Source organism: Alkalicoccus halolimnae, from assembly GCF_008014775.2.
GTDB lineage: Bacteria > Bacillota > Bacilli > Bacillales > Salisediminibacteriaceae > Alkalicoccus > Alkalicoccus halolimnae.
The window spans coordinates 241,360-259,440 of the sequence record NZ_CP144914.1; the positions used below are offsets into that span (position 1 = coordinate 241,360).

General features: G+C 48.5%; 13 protein-coding genes and 3 pseudogenes. 8 read left to right on the forward strand and 8 right to left on the reverse strand.

Annotated features, from left to right (window positions below; all coding sequences use genetic code 11):
* Positions 1-36: 36 nt before the first annotated feature.
* A complete protein-coding gene (locus FTX54_RS01175; protein ID WP_422387425.1) occupies positions 37-1,893 on the reverse strand; it encodes a copper-translocating P-type ATPase in 1,857 nt (618 codons plus the stop codon).
* Between the two features lie 847 nt (positions 1,894-2,740).
* Positions 2,741-2,992, reverse strand: coding sequence for an SHOCT domain-containing protein (locus tag FTX54_RS01180; protein WP_147805324.1), 252 nt, complete (start codon positions 2,990-2,992; stop codon positions 2,741-2,743).
* 568 nt (positions 2,993-3,560) lie between these two features.
* Here FTX54_RS01180 and FTX54_RS01185 point away from each other — a divergent pair.
* Positions 3,561-5,009 carry an NADP-dependent isocitrate dehydrogenase gene (locus FTX54_RS01185; RefSeq protein WP_147805325.1) on the forward strand — a complete coding sequence of 483 codons (1,449 nt, stop codon included), beginning with the start codon at positions 3,561-3,563 and terminating at the stop codon, positions 5,007-5,009.
* 221 nt (positions 5,010-5,230) lie between these two features.
* On the opposite strand, the pseudogene FTX54_RS01190 reads toward FTX54_RS01185, so the two are convergent.
* Positions 5,231-6,277, reverse strand: a pseudogene (locus FTX54_RS01190) (NAD(P)/FAD-dependent oxidoreductase); the annotation flags it as partial.
* Between the two features lie 236 nt (positions 6,278-6,513).
* Here FTX54_RS01190 and FTX54_RS01195 point away from each other — a divergent pair.
* Positions 6,514-7,359: an ABC transporter ATP-binding protein gene (locus tag FTX54_RS01195; RefSeq protein WP_147805327.1), complete on the forward strand. Its 846-nt coding sequence runs from the start codon at positions 6,514-6,516 to the stop codon at positions 7,357-7,359.
* Positions 7,313-7,915 (forward strand): hypothetical protein, encoded by a 603-nt coding sequence (locus FTX54_RS16770; protein WP_422387411.1) that lies wholly within the window; start codon positions 7,313-7,315, stop codon positions 7,913-7,915. Before FTX54_RS01195 ends, FTX54_RS16770 begins: the two co-directional genes overlap by 47 nt.
* Here FTX54_RS16770 and FTX54_RS01205 read toward each other — a convergent pair.
* Positions 7,896-8,783: pseudogene (locus FTX54_RS01205) on the reverse strand (IS3 family transposase); the annotation flags it as partial. The gene FTX54_RS16770 and the pseudogene FTX54_RS01205 sit on opposite strands and share 20 nt — an antisense overlap.
* An 11-nt stretch (positions 8,784-8,794) precedes the next feature.
* A complete protein-coding gene (locus FTX54_RS01210; RefSeq protein WP_147805368.1) occupies positions 8,795-9,106 on the reverse strand; it encodes a transposase in 312 nt (103 codons plus the stop codon).
* A 76-nt stretch (positions 9,107-9,182) separates the two neighbouring features.
* On the opposite strand from FTX54_RS01210, the pseudogene FTX54_RS01215 reads away from it, so the two are divergent.
* The 3 genes and pseudogenes from FTX54_RS01215 to FTX54_RS01225 all read left to right on the forward strand — a co-directional run.
* Positions 9,183-9,722: pseudogene (locus FTX54_RS01215) on the forward strand (ABC transporter substrate-binding protein); the annotation flags it as partial.
* 33 nt (positions 9,723-9,755) lie between these two features.
* The gene (locus FTX54_RS01220; RefSeq protein WP_147805331.1) at positions 9,756-10,763 is read left to right on the forward strand and encodes a FecCD family ABC transporter permease; all 1,008 of its coding nucleotides are present in this window, start codon (positions 9,756-9,758) and stop codon (positions 10,761-10,763) included.
* Complete coding sequence (locus FTX54_RS01225; RefSeq protein WP_147805332.1) at positions 10,760-11,767, forward strand: FecCD family ABC transporter permease; 1,008 nt, start codon at positions 10,760-10,762, stop codon at positions 11,765-11,767. The genes FTX54_RS01220 and FTX54_RS01225 overlap by 4 nt, the downstream gene beginning before the upstream one ends.
* 189 nt (positions 11,768-11,956) lie before the next feature.
* Here FTX54_RS01225 and FTX54_RS01230 read toward each other — a convergent pair whose 3' ends face one another.
* On the reverse strand, positions 11,957-13,135 hold the full coding sequence (locus tag FTX54_RS01230; RefSeq protein ID WP_147805333.1) for a pyridoxal phosphate-dependent aminotransferase: 1,179 nt from the start codon (positions 13,133-13,135) through the stop codon (positions 11,957-11,959).
* 666 nt (positions 13,136-13,801) lie between these two features.
* Between FTX54_RS01230 and FTX54_RS01235 the strand changes: the two genes are divergently transcribed.
* Positions 13,802-14,362 (forward strand): RNA polymerase sigma factor, encoded by a 561-nt coding sequence (locus tag FTX54_RS01235; RefSeq protein WP_338485219.1) that lies wholly within the window; start codon positions 13,802-13,804, stop codon positions 14,360-14,362.
* A complete protein-coding gene (locus FTX54_RS01240; RefSeq protein WP_338485220.1) occupies positions 14,359-15,192 on the forward strand; it encodes an anti-sigma factor domain-containing protein in 834 nt (277 codons plus the stop codon). Before FTX54_RS01235 ends, FTX54_RS01240 begins: the two co-directional genes overlap by 4 nt.
* A 251-nt stretch (positions 15,193-15,443) precedes the next feature.
* On the opposite strand, the gene FTX54_RS01245 is transcribed toward FTX54_RS01240, so the two are convergent.
* The gene (locus FTX54_RS01245) at positions 15,444-16,412 is read right to left on the reverse strand and encodes a class F sortase (protein ID WP_147804269.1); all 969 of its coding nucleotides are present in this window, start codon (positions 16,410-16,412) and stop codon (positions 15,444-15,446) included.
* A gap of 200 nt (positions 16,413-16,612) precedes the next feature.
* Positions 16,613-17,950 (reverse strand): copper amine oxidase, encoded by a 1,338-nt coding sequence (locus FTX54_RS01250; protein WP_147804268.1) that lies wholly within the window; start codon positions 17,948-17,950, stop codon positions 16,613-16,615.
* Between the last annotated feature and the right edge of the window lie 131 nt (positions 17,951-18,081).

Consider the following 18,081-nt stretch of genomic DNA (forward strand, 5'->3'; position numbering starts at 1 on the left):
AGGCGGTTTTCCGTCTGCCTTCCTTAAATGGATTACTTACTCGGCTTTTAAAAGTTTGGCATTCACGGCGACGATAATCGTACTGAGAGACATCAATACAGCTCCGACTGCGGGAGTGAGCAGAATGCCATAAGCATAAAGAACCCCGGCAGCGAGAGGAAGAGCAGCGATATTATATCCTGCTGCCCACCATAGATTCTGAATCATTTTACGATAGGTGGACCGTGAAAGTTTAAGCAGGGAAACAACATCTTTCGGATCGCTCCGGACCAGAATGACATCAGCCGACTCAATCGCAACATCTGTTCCTGCACCTACAGCAATTCCGAGGTCCGCTCCGGCCAGAGCCGGCGCATCATTTACCCCGTCTCCTGTCATCGCTACTTTCAGCCCTCCGGCTTGAATTTCTTTAATCTTTTCCGCTTTTTGATGGGGAAGCACACCCGCGTAGACATCATCCAGATTAAGCTGGCGGCCGACCCAGCGGGCAACTTTTTCATTGTCTCCCGTCAGCATCATTGCCTGAATGCCCATCTCCTTCAGTTCTGCGACGGCCTGATAGGCGGTTTCCCGAACCTGATCAGCAAGAGCGATCATCCCGGATAATTTATTATCAATCAAAACAAAAATGACTGTTTTACCCTGCTCTGACAGCTCGTTGAACTTTTCTTTATCGTACTCGATCTCTGTTTCCTCCATGTAGCCCGGGCTGATCATCTTTATTTCCTTATCTTCCACAAGACCGGTTAATCCTTTTCCAGTCAGTGATTGAAAATCTTCTGGAGCAGAATAGGCAATGCCGCGCTGCTCTGCTTCGCTGACAATACCCCGTGCAATAGGATGCTCCGACTGGGATTCAATAGAGGCAGCCAGTTCGAGGACCTTTTCTTCTGTTTCGTCGTACACGAAGAGGTCCGTAATCCCGAATTCTCCCTTCGTCAGGGTTCCTGTTTTATCAAATACTACCGCATCCAGCGCACGACCTTCCTCAAAGTTAGTACGGTTGCGAATGAGAAGGCCTTTTTTAGCAGAAAGACTCGTGGATACTGCCGTTACGAGAGGTGCCGCAAGACCCAGGGCATGCGGACAGGCAATGACCATGACCGTAACCATACGCTGGATGGAAAAGTTTACGGGATAGCCGAATACAAACCAGACAATGAACGTTGTCGTTCCTGCCAGAACCGCTACATAAAAAAGGAATTTTGCTGCCCGGTTGGCAAGATTCTGGGTCCTGGACTTGGATTCCTGCGCTTCTTTAACCATGTTAATTACCTGGGACAAATAGCTTTCTTCCCCCGTTTTTTCCACAGAAGCGGTAAGGGCGCCCCCGCTGTTGATAGAGCCGGCGATAATTTCGTCATCGACGGTTTTTGGGACAGGGACAGACTCCCCGGTCAGGGTTGATTCATCCACTTCCGACTCCCCGCGGACGATCTTTCCATCCACTGGAATTTTTTCTCCGGGTTTAATCAGCACCTGCTGTCCAGGAGTAAGCTCCGCTATCGGGACTTCTCTGGTGTTTCCGTCTTCCTGCAGAAGGTGGGCAGTGGAAGGCATAAATTTCACGAGCTCTTCCAATGCACTGGAAGCCCCCATAATTGACTTCATTTCAATCCAGTGGCCTAAAAGCATAATTACAATCAATGTGGAAAGCTCCCAGTATATTTCCTGACCGGGAAAACCAAATACAACCGCGGTGCTGTAAAAGTAGGCTACGGACACTGCGAGAGCAATGAGTGTCATCATACCTGGATTCTTATCCCGGACTTCATCCACTGCTCCCGTTAAGAATGGCCATCCTCCGTAGAAATATACGAATGAGGAGAGCGCAAATAAGATGTACATATCTCCTGTAAACCGCCAGTCGACTCCAAGAAAATTCTGGATCATTGGTGAAAGCGCCAGAATGGGAACCATAAAAAGAATGGAAACAAAAAAACGTTTTTTAAACATGCTTCCGTGATCGTGATGACCATCGTGAGAATGCTCTTCAGAATGGTGTTCTTCGCTATGATTATCGTGAGATGAGGAATGATTCACTAACAGCCCCCCCTTTCGAGAATGAAAATGATCGATCAAAAGTATACGCAGTTTTTTCTCTTCAATCTTTTTTAAATGAAGGCTACCCTTGAAAATAAAGTAGATAAGCGATGAACGTGCGCTTTCGTTTCCATGGGGACGCTTTCCGGACCGGCCTCAGCTAATTCCGTCCTCCCCTTCGATCGTGCGGAATGGATCTTCGACTCGTCCTTGATCGCCCCGGAGTCGCCCCATGCAGCCTCCAGCTCCTGGTAAAAATACGGAGCAGGACCTGCCTTCAAATAAAGAGAACCGCTTATTGAAAAATCACCTTGGCACTGACTTCTACCCTGGTACCTTCTTGATGCTACAGAGGACTTTCTGTATTGGGGAATCAAAACGAAGCGGAAACGTGCCCGTGGAAGAAGGAGATTGGAAGATCCCTCAGGGCTAAAGCCCACCCGGAAATCTCCTCCACGACAGGTCTGTTAAAGCTAAGTTTTCATTTACCAACAACAGACTTGGCTCTGACGCACCTTTGGGAAAAACTATATTTGACAAAAAAAGATAATTTCACCTTTAAACCTTCTATCGTTTAAGCCTGGGCCACCAGCTTTTTAAGTAGACTTATCTTCTTTCACCATAATCTGGAAAGACAAGTTCCCCTTTTTCGCGTAGGAACCACAGACTTTAAGACAGCTTAAATGAAAACAGCAGTCTATTTTTCTTTTAGTTTCTGTTTTATTCTGTCATATTCTTCTTCAGATATTTCGCCGCGGGCGAAGCGTTCCTTTAAAATATTCAGGCTTTCATCACGAAGAGGGGCAGTAGAAGAAGAACTGTTTCCTGTGCCGCTGAGCTTGTTCACAAGGAAAATAATGAGAACAATCAAAAGAACTAGAAACAAAATCCAAATGAGACCAGAAACGAACATTCCGCTGCCCCAATTTCCATTCATCATGTCATACATAGTATTCGTCCTCTCCTTAGCTATTTATCCTTAAATAAAGATTTTCAAAAGGGTATTATAAATCCTTTTACAAGCACGCTCCATTTCAACAGAATAATCTATTATCCTGAGCGTTATAAATGAGGATGGAGCGTTATAACACTCTGTACGGTAAAACAGAAAAAACGTTGACACAGCGGTGATTTTGCTATGTTACAATTGTGACGTAAACCGTTCGATAAGACGGTTTGATCCGGCTAGAAAAGCTCTACTGATAAGTTGGGAACACAGACTATAGACCAAGTCGGGTACATGCACAGCCGTACAGATGAGATGTTTTTAACTGCTGTTCGGAGTCTCCAGCAGGCAGGAATAAGCCTCATAATTACAGGCATTCTCACAGCCCGGCTGTTCTTTTTGCGTTCTTCAAAATTCTTTCGGAACCCCTCTACATACATGCTTAACTTAATGATATCCATAAAATGTGAAGAAAGTATGAATTTGAGAAGTTTTTAATGATTAGAAAAAGCGACATGAGGGGTAAGGTAAAAGAAGAGAGACTGTTTTCTAAAAAGAAGGAGGTCATTTTATGAGCAGAACACCGATTACCGTTGCCTATGGAGATGGGATAGGCCCGGAAATAATGGAATCTGTATTGAGGATTCTGGAAAGGGCAGACGCCCAGATTGAACCCGAATATATTGATATCGGGAAAGACGCCTATTTGGAAGGCTGGACGACCGGTATTCCCGATAAAGCGTGGGAATCGCTGCTGCGCACGAAAGTTTTCCTCAAGGCGCCCATTACAACACCGCAGGGGGGTGGCTATAAAAGCCTGAACGTGACGATCCGCACGTCGATGGGTCTGTATGCAAACATACGGCCGACAATTTCCTATTCCCCTTTTGTAAAAACAAATCATCCGGATATGGATCTTGTCGTCGTACGGGAAAATGAAGAAGATCTGTACACAGGGATCGAGCACCAGCAGACGCCTGAAGTTGTGCAGAGTCTGAAATTGATTACACGTCCCGGAAGTGAACGGATCGTCCGTCACGCTTTTGAATATGCACGGAAAAATGGACGGAAAAAAGTAACGTGCATTACGAAAGACAATATTATGAAATTATCAGACGGCCTGTTTCATAAAGTATTTGAAGAAGTAGCAGAGGAATACGACGATATCGAAACGGATCACTGGATCGTCGATATTGGACTTGCGCGGATTGCCGATTCCCCGGAAACGTTCGACGTCGTCGTTATGCCCAACCTATACGGAGATATAGCCTCAGATATAGCCGCCCAGATCTCCGGAAGTGTCGGACTCGGCGGATCTTCCAACATTGGAGACGAAAGCGCGATGTTTGAAGCGATTCACGGAAGTGCGCCGGACATTGCAGGGAAGGGACTGGCGAACCCATCCGGCCTGCTGCATGGAGCAATTCAGATGCTCAACCATATCGGACAGCCTGAAACAGCTTCCCGTATTCATAACGCCTGGTTCAAGACGCTGGAAGACGGCATTTACACAGGAGATATTTCTAAAGGAGGACCTTCCGTCAGTACGAAGGAATTTACGGATGCTGTCATCGAACGGCTTGGCCAACAGCCTGAGCAGATAACAGCGGTAAATTATGAAAAGAAGACAGAAGAAAAAAATGAGCATACAATTTCTGTGAAAGCGAAAGACCGGGCAGACAATTCGGTTAACCGAACGCTGGACGGGGTGGATGTTTTCGTATTCAATAATACGCTGGAGACAGAAGATCTAGGCCGGACGCTTGAAAAAGCGGCTGGAAATGATTTTGAACTGTCCGTCATTACGAACCGAGGCGCCAATGCCTATCCGAAAGGGCATACGGAAATTTTCACAACAGACCACTGGCGCTGTCGATTCCTTCCTGCCCAGGGAGAGGTCAGCAGTAAAAATATTAACGGTCTGCTTGAACGTATCACCGAAGCAGATGTGGAATGGATCAAAATCGAAAACTTATACAGCTTTAACGGAAAAGAAGGATATTCGGAAGCGAAGAAATAAGAAGAAGGGAGAACGGCTGCGCAGGCTGTTCTCCCTTTTTACATATCGGATGAAGCGTTGCAAATCATCGATCTGCTTGAACCAGACGGCTGCTTCTTCGAGCAGAGCGGAGGTGTCGGACGTCTTATCAAAAGAGAAAGGTGCCCGGGAAAAAATTCCTGCTGCGATTACGGAGGAGGATGGTTATCCTCTCCCGCTTAGAAAAATCTTTTTCAGCTGTTTTATACAAAAGTGCGTTTTTGTTTCAGCTGCTCATTCCGCTCAGCGAAAGCTGCGTTATGAGAGGAAACCATCCCCTGTGCCTGTGCATCCGGTTCAATGTACTGCTTCGCAGCATTGACGGCACAGGCTGCGTCCTGGAAAGCTCCTGCAAGGAGACGCAGTTTTCCTTCGTGAGTTACAACGTCTCCGGCGGCAAACAGCCCGGGTACATTCGTCCGGCCATTGCCGTCTGTTACGATTAGCTGCTGCTCCGTGAGGGAAAGAGCCAGAGACGTATCGTTTAAGAAGGCAAGTTCCCGCTCGTATCCGTGGTTGACGAGAACATGATCGACTTCTACGATTTTTCCTTCCAATTCCCCGCACTGCAGTTCCACTTTCTCAATATGAGAACCTGTTTTGTCTGCAATCAGGCGCTGAATGGAAGTGCGAAAGCGGCATTCAATGGTTGAACACATTAATTTTTCCACTTCGGACTCATGGGCTTTCAGCGTATCGTTGCGGCAGCTGAGGATCACGTTTTTCGCAACGCCTTCCAGCTCGTTGGCCCAGTCAATCGCGGCATTTCCCCCTCCGGAGATCAGCACCGTTTTATTCCTGAAAGTATCGAGGGACTGGACGGTATAGTGAAGGTTGGTAATCTCATAGCGTTCTGCCCCTTCGACCTCCAGACGCTGGGGAGTGATAATGCCGCCTCCTGCAGCGCAGATCACGGCTTTGGAATGGAACGTTTTCCCTTCCTCCGTAAAGATAGAAAAAGAACCGTCCTCCTCTTTAACAACATCTTTTACCGTAGTATTCAGGTGAACTTCCGGATCAAAAGTCTGCCCCTGATCAATAAGCTGCCGGCAGAAATCGGCTCCGCTTGCCGGGGGGAGGCCTCCGACGTCCCAAATCATTTTTTCCGGGTAGAGCTGCACTTTGCCGCCAAGGCTTCCCTGAGCTTCAATAATACGTACCTTCAAACCGCGGATACCGCTGTAAAAAGCTGCGTACAAACCGGCTGGACCTCCGCCGATAATCGTCACATCTATTGTCATTTTTTCTTCATCCTCTCCAAAATAAAAGCCTGTTTTTACTTCGCATTTTTATGCTTATAGTGTTCCTGAAGAAGAGCAGGAGGCACAATCACTGTTCCCGTCCTTTTTCCTTCACAAAAACTTCAATTAGCAATTTTCAAAACGCCGTTGACAATGATTCTCATTCGTTCTATGATAAACATTGTACATGAAATTGAGAATCATTATCAATAACTATTTTAAATAACACAAGGCGGTGACCATATATGAGCAAGTTGGAGGCATACTCGATTCAAGCAGGGTACGGAGAGAAGCCTATCATCGATCAGCTTTCCGTTTCTATTCCATCCGGGCAGATTACGACGATTATCGGTCCGAACGGATGCGGAAAATCAACGTTGTTGAAAGCCTGTTCCCGGCTTCTGCCGATGCAGCAGGGTTATGTTTATCTGGACGGGGAAGCCATCCAGCAGATCCCGACCAAGCAGCTTGCTAAAAAAATGGCGATTCTTCCACAGACCCAGCAGGGAGCGAACGGATTGACAGCCTATGAACTCGTTTCCTACGGCCGCTATCCTCACCAGCGTGCTTTCGGACGGCTTTCAGCCCTTGATAAGGAACGCATTGCCTGGGCAATGGAAGTGACCGGAACAATGCCATTTAAAGACCAGCTCGTTGACGGTCTTTCCGGGGGCCAGAGACAGCGGGTCTGGATCGCTATGGCGCTGGCACAGGATACAGAACTCATTTTCCTCGATGAACCAACAACTTATCTCGATATGGCTCACCAGCTTGAAGTATTGGAACTGCTTGAAAAGCTGAACCGCGAAGAAGGCCGTACCATTGTGATGGTCCTTCATGATTTGAACCAGGCATCCCGTTTCTCCGACTTTTTAATCGCAATGAAAGAGGGGAAAATCTTGGAAACTGGTTCCAGCGAACAGATTATTCGTGCGGAAGTCCTCCGGGATGTGTTCGAAGTGGAGGCACTTATCGGCAAAGACCCACATACTGGAAAACCAATGTGCATGACTTATCATTTACTTAAGGGAGAGAATACTTATCATGAAAAGAACAATCGCAATCACCTCGCTGTCGCTTCTCACGCTTAGTCTTGCCGCTTGCGGCGGGAATGAAGCAGACACTGGAGCTGACGCCTCGGGAAACGCGAATGAAAATATAGAAGAAAATACACAAAACGAAACAAATAATCAATCAGAAGAAAACGGTGGGAATGAAACAAATAATCAAGACGAGGCAGAAAACACCGGAGATGGGGAAGGCGGAACGATTACTTATGAATCTCCGGACGGACCGGTGGAAGTGCCGGAAGATCCGCAGCGGGTCGCTGTTCTTTCCACATTTGCAGGAAACGTAATGGCACTTGACGTGCCGCTCGTCGGAGTGGATGCGTGGAGCATGGATAATCCCCAGTTTGCGGAAGAGCTGGAAGGTGTAGAGGAAATTACCGATGAGAGTCTTGAGAAGCTGATTGAGCTGGATCCGGATTTGATTATCGGTCTTGATAACATTAACAACGTGGATCAGCTGAATGAAATTGTGCTTCTGTCAAAAAAGTGGACAAAACACGGTCACCTTTTTTCTGCTTTTGTTCCTGTTTTTCCCACTCTGTCCACGTTTCCCGCTTTTATCCAGATGGAAAGCTGATCGATGAAAGTGTCTGTCTTTTTTTCTCTCGTTCAAAGGCGGCCGGGGTCTCGTACCCGAGCGTGGAATGCAGCCGTTCCTCGTTATAAAAGTGCACATAGTCCGCGATCAGCTCCCGGGCTTCTCGTTTGCTCGGCAGGTCCCAGAGGTAGAGGAATTCCTGCTTGAATCCCGAAAAAAAGGACTCCAGACAGGCATTGTCATACGGGTCGCCTCTGGCACTCATACTGATGGTCGCTTTCACTTCCTGCAGGACGTTCACGTAATCCTTGGCGGTGTACTGCGAACCCTGGTCCGAGTGATGAATCAGTCCCTTCTCCGGCCGGCGACGCCCGAGGGCCTCTTCCAGGGCCTGTTTTGACAGCTCCGTTTTCATATGATCCTCCAGGCTGTAGGCCAGGATCCGTTTGGAGCACAGGTCCAGCACCGGGTTGAAATACAGCGCCCCTTCGAGGGTTGGGATGTAGGTGATATCCACAGCCCAGGCCTGATCCAGCTCTTTCGGGCGAAAAGCACGTCCCAGTTCATTGGGATATACCTGTCCGTGAGCGGAAGCTTTCGTGGTGCCCACCCGTTTCCAGCAGCGGCGGGACGCAAGCCCGAGCTCCTTCATCCGGTTGGCCACGGTCTTTTGGGAGACGATCCATCCTTCCTGGATCAGGCGGGCATGGATCCGCGGGCTGCCGTAGGTTTCGCGGCTCTCCAGAAAGAGCCAACGGATCGCCTGCTCCAGTTTCCGCCGCCCGCTTTCCCTCGAAGAGGGACCTTCCTTCTTTCGTTTGATGTAGTCATAATACCCGGAACGGGAGACCCCGAGAACCTGGCACATCTTCGTCACGCGGTGTTCCTCCGCGTGCTCCTCGATAAACGTAAACCATGCTACTTTTCCGGGTCCTCCGCGAAGATGTGCAGCGCTTTTTTTAAGATATCATTTTCCTCTTCCAGCTCCCGCCGCGCTTTCTCGGAAGCTTCCAGCTGACTGCGGTATTCCGTGGCGGTGAGGAGGCGCTCCTGGTCCGTCTTTTTTGCTTTTTCTTGTTCTTCCTTATACGTTTTAATCCATCGCATGAGGGAACTATAGGAAATGCCAAGCTCCCGCTCCAGATCCGCCGGCTTCCGTCCATCCTGCACGACCAGTTTGGCAACATACCGGCGGAAGCCTTTGTCGTAATGATTCTCTCCTTTCGGCATCCGTGATCCCTCCCTGCTTTCTGTTTAGTAGCTGTTATTCTATCATGAACACGTGTCCACTTTTTATACTAACTTCAAAATTGCTCCGACAGTTACTTATGAATATGCAGAACTGGATTACCTGGAGCAGCATATTGAAATTGGAAAACTGTTGAATAAAGAAGAAGAAGCAACCGCCTGGGTGGAGGATTTCGAGGAAGAAGCTTCTGCTCTTGGCGAAGACATTAAAGCAGAGATCGGAGAAGACTCGACCGTTTCGGTTTTTGAAAACTTCGATAAGCAGCTGTACGTTTTCGGCGATAACTGGGGCAGGGGCACGGAAATTCTATACCAGGAAATGGATATAGAAATGCCTGAAAAAGTAGAGGAAATGGCTTTGGAAGAAGGTTTCTATGCTCTTTCCGCTGAAGTTCTTCCGGAATTTGCAGGAGACTACATGGTCTTCAGTAAAGTATCCGATGCGGACAACTCGTTTACAGAGACAGAAACATATCAAAGCATTCCAGCAGTGGAAGAAGGAAATGTCATCGAAGTCGATGCGATGTCTTTCTACTTTAACGATCCGCTCACGCTTGAATATCAGCTCGACGTATTTGAAGAAGAATTTCTTCAGTAGAACCGCCTGAGCATATTAGAAGGAGTCTTCCTCATGTTTGGACTATCACGCCGTACACTTACATTGAGCATTTATTTTCCAGCAGCATTCGTGCTGCTGGCTGTTTCGTTTTTTCTGTCTGTTTTTCTGGGAGCAGCCGATATCGGCCCGATGGAAGTGTGGCGGGCGGTTTTCACAAATGAGACGGGCTCAAATTATGCGATTATCCGCGATATCCGTCTTCCTCGTGAAGTCGGGGCGGCGCTTACAGGTGCGGCACTCGCTGCAGCAGGAACAATCATGCAGGGGATGACGAGAAATCCCCTGGCAGACCCGGGGCTGCTCGGTCTCACCGCCGGAGCAAATCTGGCGCTTGCCATTATGCTTGCCTTTTTGCCCGGCACTAATTACATAGGGTTAATGATCGCCTGTATGGCAGGAGCCAGCGTAGCAGCGGCGATCGTATTCGGCGTAAATAAAATGTCCCGCGGACCAGTTTCTCCGTTCCGCATCGTGCTGGCCGGAGCGGCAGTGACCGCTTTTTTTCATGCGCTTGCAGAAGGGATCGGGCTGCTTTTCCGTATTTCGCAGGAAGTTTCCATGTGGACAGCCGGAGGCTTAATCGGGACCAACTGGGCCCAGCTGGAGCTGATCAGCCCTGTAATTATTACAGCGCTGATAATTGCCCTGCTGCTATCCAAACAGTTGACGATTCTGAATTTAAACGAGGATGTGGCAGTCGGACTCGGCCAGCGGACGGAGCTGGTGAAAGCAGTCCTGTTTATTCTCGTCATTCTGCTTGCAGGCACAGCGGTTGCTCTTGTCGGAAATATGGCGTTTATCGGCCTGATGATTCCCCACATTGTAAGAAGCTTTGTCGGAACGGATTACCGTTTTATTCTTCCTATGTCCGCCCTTGTCGGAGCTGCTTTTCTGCTGCTTGCAGATACGGCTGGACGCACGATCAACGCTCCTTATGAAACCCCGGTTGCTGCCCTTGTAGCTATTCTCGGCCTGCCGTTTTTCCTCTGGATTGTGAAAAAAGGAGGACAGGCGATATGAATTCCCAGCGTTTTTCTTTTCTGCCGCTGCTGCTGACAGTATTCGGGCTGCTTCTGCTGACGATGGTGATCAGCACAGGTGTCGGCTACTCGGAGCTGTCTTTTTCCCGCATTTTCCCTGTTCTCTTCGGAAACGGGACGTTTGCGGAGTCGTTCGTTCTTTATTCCGTAAGACTTCCGCGTATTTTCATTACGCTTTTAGCGGGCGCAGCGCTCGCGTTATCCGGAGCTATTCTTCAGGGGTTAACGAGAAACGACCTTGCTGATCCCGGTATTGTCGGAATTAACTCCGGAGCCGGTACAGCGGTAGCTGTTTTCTTTTTGTTTTTTCCGCTGTCGGCCGGAAACTTCGTTTTTCTGCTTCCGGTTGTTGCTTTTGCGGGGGCACTGATTACAGCAGCGCTGATTTACTTGTTTTCCTACGAAAAAAATACCGGGCTGCAGCCGGGACGCTTTATCCTCGTCGGTGTCGGTTTTTCCCTTGCTTTATCGGGACTCATGATTGTACTGATTTCCGGAGCGGACCGGATGAAAGTCGAATTTATCGTTCAATGGCTCGCCGGAAGCATCTGGGGGACAGACTGGCCCTTTATTCTCGCACTGCTTCCCTGGCTGCTCGTGCTCGTCCCGGTAACCTATTATTATGCACGGGACTTAAACATGATCGGCCTGGGAACCGCCGTGGCTACCGGCGTTGGGGTGTCGATGAGAAAGACGCAGATTCGTCTGCTTCTCACGGCTGTCGCCCTTGCCGCTTCTGCCGTGTCGGTCACCGGAGGCATCGCTTTTGTCGGTCTGATGGCGCCTCACATTGCGAGATCCCTTACCGGGGCGGATCACCGGCGTCTGCTGCCGCTTGCTATGATGATAGGGGCGCTGCTACTCGTTCTCGCTGATACCGTAGGACGCAATCTTATTGAACCGGACGGGCTTCCTGCCGGTGTCGTCGTCTCACTTCTTGGAGCTCCCTATTTTATTTATCTGCTGCTGAAAAGGCCTTCCTGACGTATTGGAGGCACAGAAAAAAAGCTGTTCCGTATAACTGCTGCAGGCAGAAAACGGAACAGCTTTTTTGTTTTGAGCCCTTAAGACAGTTCAAAGGATGGTTTCCCGGGCAGGAAGACCATCCAGGCTCATCGCTCTATAAAGTATCAGTATGTCCGCGACCGGCGTCTTCTTCTTAAAAGTACGAGGCTAAAACAGTTTCAGCTCCGCTATTCTTTCGGCAGCGGCTTCCAGCTGTTCTTCGGGGGCGACGAGGCCGACACGCACAAATCCTTCCCCGTATTCTCCAAAACCATTTCCCGGAGCGACAACGACGTGGGCTTTTTCCAAAAGGAGATTCGAGAATTCCTCTGACGTATATGGCTCCGGAACTTTTAACCAGGCGAAAAAGCTGCCTTTAGGAACCTCGACATCCCAGCCGATATTCTGGAGGCTTTCCATTAGGACATCGCGCCGGTATTCGTACGTAGCGGTCAGTTCCAGTACCGCATCCTGAGAGCCGCGGAGTGCGGTTTCCGCAGCCTGCTGAACGGCTCCGAAAAGGCTGACATACAGGTGATCCTGAATTAAGTTGATGCTGCTGATGACAGATTTGTTCCCGACGGCAAAAGCAATTCTCCAGCCGGCCATATTGTAGGATTTCGACATCGTATACATTTCCACACCGACCTCCTTTGCTCCTGCTGTCTGCAGGAAACTCGGCGGTTTTTCCCCGTCAAATCCTATTGCCCCGTAGGCAAAGTCATGGCAGACGCAGATCGAATGCTCTTTGGCTAGTTTGACTGTCTCCTCAAAGAAGCGGGAGGTGGCGACTCCGGCTGTCGGATTGTTCGGATAGTTTAAAAACATCAGCTTCGCAGCCTCAAGATCCTCTGACGAGAGAGCTTCAAAATCAGGAAGAAAGCCATTTTTCTCGAGCAGAGGCATAAAAGCAGGGGAAGCATCGGCTAAGGCAGTTCCGGATAAATAATCCGGGTAGCCGGGATCCGGAAGCAGCACCCGGTCTCCGGGATCGAGCAGACACTGGCTCAGTTCCACGAGACCGGTTTTTGCTCCCGGGAGAACCGCAACTTCCGTTTCCGGATCCAGGTCGACATCATACTCCCGTTTATAAAACTCACTGACAGCTTCTTTTAAAGAAGATTGCCCTCGGAAGGGCGAATATTTATGATTTAAAGGATCGGGAGCTGCATCCTGCAGTGCTTCGACGATATGTGGAGGAGTCGGGAGGTCCGGATTTCCCTGGCCGAGATTAATAACGTCGTGTCCTTCGGCTTTGAGCTGCTGCGCTTTTTTAGCAAGCTTGGCGAAAAACTGCTCGGGAAGACGTTCAAGCGTTTTTGATCTTGCAAAATTATACTGGCTCATATAATATCCACCGCCTAAAAAAAGTAGTAACTGCCCATAATCATAGGGATTTTCCTCGTTTCTGTAAAGGCTCCCACTAAATGCAGCTTTCGTTTCCATAGGGAGGCTTTCCGGGCGGTCCTCAGCTGATGTCTCCCGTCTGTAGTGAAAATCATTTACCTGATTTGGAGATGAACCTGCAGCAGTTACTTAAGAAATTGGTTCGTATATACTGCTTTTTAAGAAGCTGGTATATACAGTGTTTTTTAGGCTTCGGGGTTAAAATAAATTCAATTATAAAAAAGGGCTGACTGCTTCTATTTTTATCATCCGGCCCCTTATTCTGATAGTATAAAACGTAGGCTGTGTTTTACCAGCTCTGCTTTGATTTATTTTTTGTATGAAGAAAACGAAAACATGAAGTCGAAGGTTCCAAAATGACGAATAAATTACAGGAGAGCTTAACTAAAACGTTACCGAAAACGACTTTCTTATTTCTTTTGAAAACGAAAGGGAAAACTTACATATCGGTCGGTGTGAAATCATCTCTTTAGTGGATATGGAAAAAAGATCCAATCGGCTCCGGCAGCACCTCCGCAGCCATTAAAAGTTTTCATGGGAATGATCAAATCCCGGCTTCCTTTCGTTAATAGGGGTAGAAGCGTGTTTCTGGAGAAGGAGGGTCATATGGAAAAGCACGAAGACGTACAATTGTACGAGCGCCTCCGTGCCAAGGATCAGGCCGCGATGGAAATGCTTTACGATAAGTATGGGAAGCTGCTCTATTCGTTTGCCTATAAAATGGTTTACAATTCCGCGGGAGCGGAAGAAGTGGTGCAGGAAGTAATGATTAAGCTCTGGAGGGGAAAAGGGGTCTATTCTGCTGAAAAAGGAAGGTTTACGACCTGGCTGCTTACGATCACCCGCCACACTGCCATCGATTATCTTCGCAAGCAGAAGAGACATACGGAAGACGTGATCCATCAGGAAACAGAGCACGAAGACTCCCAGCCCGGCGTAGAGGAAATGGTGGAATGGAAGCACCGGAGTGAACGGGTAAAGGAAGCGATGCGTGTGCTCAAGGAAGAGCAGCGCCTTATTATTGACATGTTTTACTTTAAAGGCTACTCCCAGAAAACGATAGCGGAAAAAGTGAATGTGCCTCTCGGAACGGTGAAAGGCCGTATCCGGCTGGCTTTAAAGCATTTAAAGGATGAACTTTATGAAGAAAGGAGGGATTGGCAGTGACAGACAAGCAGTGTGAAAAACTGATTGACTACTTTAACGGACAGATGCTGGAAGAAGAGAAGGAAACGTTTGAAAAGCACCTTGAAAGCTGTGAAGAATGCCGGGAAGAACTGGCAGAATGGGAAGAGCTTTCCGCGGATCTTCCTTTTTTAAGCGAAGTAGAAGAGCCGCCGCAGGGAATGAAAGAACGGGTGTTAACCAGCGTATGGAACAGCGAAGAAAGTACAGAAGCACCCGTCCAGCAGAAGGCTGACGAGAGAAAACATTCGCTTAAACGCGCCGCTCCTATCTGGCTGGCTGGAGCAGCGGCTGCCGCCCTCCTTTTTTCTTTGGCAGGAAACGGTTATTTACTCAGTGAAAACCAGCAGCTGGCACAGGAAAGAGAACAGCTTGCAGAAGAAGCGGAGCAGCTTGCTTTTGAACGGGATGTAATCGAGTCCGATTACCAGGCTCTGCTTGAAGAAGAGGAAGAAGATGGAACAGGTGTAGCAAATGTTCTGCTTGCTTCCAACCTTGCTTCGGCAGATGAAGAGCTCTTTTCCGGAGAAGGCTCCGCGACGATTATTTCGGAAGACGGGCACGTTGATCTGCTCGTTCAAGTAAGCGGCATGCCGGACCTGGAAGACGAAGAAGCATTTCAGGCGTGGATCATTGAAGGAGAAACGCCGGTAGCGGCAGGCAGCTTTAACATTGATGAAAATGGAAACGGAGCTGTGCGCTACCGACTCAGCGATATGGACGATATTCAGGTAGATCAGATCGCCATTACTCTGGAACCGCAGCCGAATAATGAACAGCCGCAGGGACAGGTGGTTCTCGCCTCTCCTTAAGCAAGGACCACAAATTATCTTGAAACAAGCGGAACTGAAAAAAGGCCTTTATGACAGCGTTTGTCATGAAGGACTTTTGTTTCGTTACGTATGGAATACTGTTTTTAATAGTCTGTTGCAATCGAAAGCCATTTGAAGGTCTTCTGGAGCTTTTTCACCAGTCGCAGAGCAATCTTTCAGCCTGGGACGAGTTCTGCTGATGATCGAAACATTGGTAAAGTCAGGTGTGGTTTTCATTGAAAAATTGCACTTTATTTACGTTTTGATGGTTCTGACTCTTCCCCGTTTCTGTTTACCGAAGTAACGTAGTGAGGACGTTCTCCGACGGTATCTGACGTATACGCTTTCCGTTCATAGGAGGCGATGCTTGCTGCCTGTTCGATGGAACCGTCCGCAGCTTCTTCGTAAACCCGGTATCCGACAACGTCTTCATCATCGACAGCGTACCAGCGTAAGACCGGACCGCTTATCTCAATATTTCCCGGAGGTTCGGGAGGGTTTTCTTCGATTTCAGGTTCTTTTTCGACAAGTTCCGTGTAAACGACGAGCCGGTCATCATGCGTCCCATATTCCTGATTGAACGTGCCGGTGCACGTAATCAGATTTAAACGGCGCTTGTCTGTTGATCCAAAAATTTCCTGTATCGGTGCTTCACGCCGGTCGTACTGGACCACGCTCGTTACTTCAAACGTTAATTCTCTGCCGTTTTCATCTATCACCTGTACTTCGTCTCCTGCCTCTGTTTCCTTAAGGTCATAAAAAACAGATGGACCGCTGCGGCTGTCTACGTGACCGGCCATGACAGCATTACCTCTTTCCCCGGGTTTTACTCCGGGCTCAAACCAGCCGATTTTTTCCGCTGCGTCCGGCACTCCCATCTCCCCGTTATCGAGAATCCCCACGTTTTCGACAGGTCCGTCCACTTCTATAGAAGGAATTGATAAGCGGACCGGCTCTTCGAAGTCCGGTTTTGAAGGGATTTCGTCCGCTTCTGTCTCACCCGGATAGACCTGAAATTCATGCATGTTTTCGAACTCCCCGAGGGGTACATCGGCCTGTTCTTCAACATCATCAGCGCTTTCCGGTGCTTCTGCTGTTTCTGAAAGTATAACTGTTTCAGCAGGAGAAGCCTCGTTTTGCGGATCAATGATTATAAATACGAGCAGTACAAGGCTTGCTGCAAAGATAGGGTAGCCCAGTAAATAAAATCCTTTTTTCATATTGACACATCCTTTTTCTCAGGTGCTGACGAAGAAATTTCCGGGTAACTGCTTCGTCAAAGCCCGAATAATAAAGAAGGAAAAGGAGCTGTCCTAAAAGATATGATTGGACAGCTCCTCATACACGGGTGAAACCGGCAATAGACTGCAAGTCCGTAGTAGGGGAGACACTTCAAACATCTCCTTACTTTTGTTACCAGCTATGCTTCATTCTCGTACTTTTTACGTCCGTACAGGAAAGCGCCTGCTGCAGCGAACAGAGCCGTTGTTAAAGCCCAGAGACCGATGCTCCTGGAAGATGTTCCGCCAAGCCCGGTGGCCGGCATTTCTTCCGGCATTTCTTCAGCAGCGAACTGCTCGGGCATCTGTTTTGTAATTGCACCGCTCAGCGCTTCCCCTACGCCAAACATAAACTGATACCCTTCGCGGAAAGAGTCGGATGCTTCGGTATAATTTCCTTCAACCCGCTTGTCAAAAGTACGGAGAATCTGTTCTTCGTGGACAGTAAGGGTTTCCTGTGCAGCTTCAGCAGAAAGATTCTCGTCCGTGGCTGCTTCAAGAAAAGCACCGAATTCTTCGGTGAACATATCAATATGATTCAGAGCTGTTTCACGTTTTTCCATATCGTCTTCGATTGCCGCTGCAACGAGGTCGCCCTGGGCGTTAATGTGATCCGGCTCCCACAGAGTAAGAAACCGGCTTCCGGCTTCCTCTCCGTAAATGGAAGCAATGGCTGCCTGAAAGTCCTGGGAGTTCTGGTTTTCTGCCCATGCGGCGAAGTCATAATCATCGGCCTGGTTGAGTCCTTTCTGCATGCCGAGTGTGGCAAGGGCAAAGTGTTCACTTGCCAGCTGGTTCCATGTTGAGCGGAGCTCTGCTGCCGGAGTGTCCACTGCTGTGTGATCGAACGTTTCCGGCATCTGGCTTACGATCGCCCCGGAAAGGACTTCGCTGATGTCATACATCCGGTCAAAACCGTCCCGGTAAGCGGTATAGGCTGCTTCATAATTTTCATCCGCATAGTTGTCGAAAGTGCTTAATACATCCATTTCATGCGCACGGATGGCTTCTTCTGCTGCTTCCTGAGGAAGATTCCCCTCGGTAGCAGTATCTAAAAAAGCTGCAAATTCAACAACAAATGCTTCTATTTCTTCTTCGGCATCTGAACGCGCAGCTTCGTCTCCGGCTTTTTCAGCTTCGACAACAGCGTCTGTATAATCGTTATGTCCGACAAATATTTCTCCAAACTGTTCTGCTCCTTCTTCTCCATAGATTGGCTCAAGAGCTGTTACCATATCCATTGAATTCTGGAGAAGAGCTTCTTCAACAGCTTCCGCATCAGGTGCTTCATCATATGTCTTCTGCATTGTTTCTACGGCTAGAACGAAATGCTCCGACAATAGATAATCCAGGTCTGCCCTCAAGTCAGCGGCAGGAGTAGATACATTGGGGCGCACCTCGTGATCAGCCGCCATTGCCGTTGATGGAAAAAGTACGAATGCTGCGCAGGATGCGAGTATGGTTCTTTTCATTTTCATTATCTGTTCCCCCTTCTCGATCAAATTTTTGCTTTCTTAACCTGATCAACGCAAAAAGAAGGAAGAAAGATCACTTTTATTAATAAAATTTCTGCAGGCCGGTGGATCTGAATACATCCATGCCAGGTTTA

What these genes read in the sequence shown, in the direction of transcription:
- FTX54_RS01175 (WP_422387425.1), bottom strand. Translation starts at nt 1,893, where the DNA reads ATGATCCAGAATTTTCTTGGAGTCGACTGGCGGTTTACAGGAGATATG.
- FTX54_RS01180 (WP_147805324.1), bottom strand. Translation starts at nt 2,992, where the DNA reads ATGTATGACATGATGAATGGAAATTGGGGCAGCGGAATGTTCGTTTCT.
- FTX54_RS01185 (WP_147805325.1), top strand. Translation starts at nt 3,561, where the DNA reads ATGAGCAGAACACCGATTACCGTTGCCTATGGAGATGGGATAGGCCCG.
- FTX54_RS01195 (WP_147805327.1), top strand. Translation starts at nt 6,514, where the DNA reads ATGAGCAAGTTGGAGGCATACTCGATTCAAGCAGGGTACGGAGAGAAG.
- FTX54_RS16770 (WP_422387411.1), top strand. Translation starts at nt 7,313, where the DNA reads ATGAAAAGAACAATCGCAATCACCTCGCTGTCGCTTCTCACGCTTAGT.
- FTX54_RS01210 (WP_147805368.1), bottom strand. Translation starts at nt 9,106, where the DNA reads ATGCCGAAAGGAGAGAATCATTACGACAAAGGCTTCCGCCGGTATGTT.
- FTX54_RS01220 (WP_147805331.1), top strand. Translation starts at nt 9,756, where the DNA reads ATGTTTGGACTATCACGCCGTACACTTACATTGAGCATTTATTTTCCA.
- FTX54_RS01225 (WP_147805332.1), top strand. Translation starts at nt 10,760, where the DNA reads ATGAATTCCCAGCGTTTTTCTTTTCTGCCGCTGCTGCTGACAGTATTC.
- FTX54_RS01230 (WP_147805333.1), bottom strand. Translation starts at nt 13,135, where the DNA reads ATGAGCCAGTATAATTTTGCAAGATCAAAAACGCTTGAACGTCTTCCC.
- FTX54_RS01235 (WP_338485219.1), top strand. Translation starts at nt 13,802, where the DNA reads ATGGAAAAGCACGAAGACGTACAATTGTACGAGCGCCTCCGTGCCAAG.
- FTX54_RS01245 (WP_147804269.1), bottom strand. Translation starts at nt 16,412, where the DNA reads ATGAAAAAAGGATTTTATTTACTGGGCTACCCTATCTTTGCAGCAAGC.
- FTX54_RS01250 (WP_147804268.1), bottom strand. Translation starts at nt 17,950, where the DNA reads ATGAAAATGAAAAGAACCATACTCGCATCCTGCGCAGCATTCGTACTT.